This is a genomic window from Spirillospora sp. NPDC049652, from assembly GCF_040675125.1.
In the GTDB taxonomy this organism is placed as follows: Bacteria; Actinomycetota; Actinomycetes; order Streptosporangiales; family Streptosporangiaceae; genus Spirillospora.
Genome location: NZ_JBFAOF010001363.1, coordinates 1 through 1,485 on the forward strand (window position 1 = coordinate 1; position 1,485 = coordinate 1,485).

At 73.5% G+C, this 1,485-nt stretch carries 1 protein-coding gene; it reads right to left on the minus strand.

Features of this window, described 5'->3' with window-relative positions; translation table 11 throughout:
- Positions 1-422: 422 nt before the first annotated feature.
- A partial coding sequence (locus AB0J52_RS40225; RefSeq protein ID WP_500188447.1) for a molybdopterin dinucleotide binding domain-containing protein occupies positions 423-1,485 on the minus strand: 1,063 nt, incomplete at its 5' end.

A 1,485-nucleotide genomic window follows, 5' to 3' on the forward strand; every position in this document is an offset into this window, starting at 1 on the left:
CAGCCGCGTCTTGCCGACCCCGCCGACGCCGGTCAGCGTGACCAGGCGCGAGCGGGCCAGCACGCGCCTGGCCTCGGCCAGCTCGCGCCGCCGGCCGATGAACCGGGTCACCTCGGCGGGCAGGTTGCCGCCGTGCCGGTCGTCCGCCAGTGCCGTCACCGGTCACCTCGTGGAGGGGAGGGAACTAGGGATGCGTCGGGTCGATCTGTCGGATGGGAGCGTCAGGATGGGTGCATCGTACGCCGTCGGAGCCCCGGCCACCCGCGTATCGCGGGTCAATACGGCCGGTTACGGACGCCCTTCCCGCTCCACTCCCACGAGCACCTCCGCACACCCTACGCTCGTCCCCCGCCCCGGCCCCGCCGGTGTCCGGCATCGGACCGCGCGGTCGGTCGGACGGCCCGCCCCGCGGCCCGGGACGACTACGCCGGCGCGGCCTCCAGGCGGACGACCACCGACTTCGACGTGGGGGTGTTGCTGATGTCGGCCGTGCTGTCCAGCGGCACCAGGACGTTGGTCTCGGGGAAGTACGCGGCCGCGCAGCCGCGCGCGGTCGGGTAGGCGACGACGCGGAAGCCGGGCGCGCGGCGCTCGGTGCCGTCGGTCCACTCCGAGACCAGGTCCACGGTCGCGCCGTCGGCGTGGCCGAGCGTAGCGAGGTCGTCGGGGTTGACGAAGACCACGCGCCGCCCGGCCTTCACGCCCCGGTAGCGGTCGTCCAGCCCGTAGATCGTGGTGTTGTACTGGTCGTGGCTGCGGACGGTCTGGAGCAGCAGCCGGCCCTCCGGCACGCGCAGCACCTCCAGCGTGTTCGCGGTGAAGTTCGCCTTGCCGGTCGCCGTGGGGAAGCGGCGCTCGTCGCGCGGCGCGTGCGGCAGCGTGAACCCGTCCGGCTCGCGCACGCGCGCGTTGTAGTCCTCGAAGCCGGGGACGACCCGCTCGACGTGGTCGCGGATGACGTCGTAGTCGCGCTCCATCTTGTCCCAGCGGATGCCGTGCCGGTCGCCGAGCACCCGGCGCGCCAGCCCGGTCACGATCGCGACCTCGGACCTGAGCTGGGGCGACGCGGGGGCGAGGCGGCCGCGCGACGCGTGCACCATGCCCATGGAGTCCTCGACCGACACGAACTGCTCGCCGCCCGCCTGCACGTCCCGCTCGGTGCGGCCGAGCGCGGGCAGGATCAGCGCGCGCCCGCCCGTGACGGCGTGCGACCGGTTCAGCTTCGTCGACACCTGGACGGTCAGCCGGCAGTTGCGCATCGCCGCCTCGGTCACGTCCGAGTCGGGGGTCGCGCGGACGAAGTTGCCGCCCATCGCGAAGAACACCTTCACCTTGCCGTCCCGCATCGCGCGGATGGCGTCGACGGTGTCCAGGCCGTGCTCGCGCGGCGGCTCGAACCCGAACTCGGCGGCGAGCGCGTCCAGGAACGCGGCCTTCGGCTTCTCGTAGATGCCCATCGTCCGGTCGCCCTGGACGTTGGAGTGG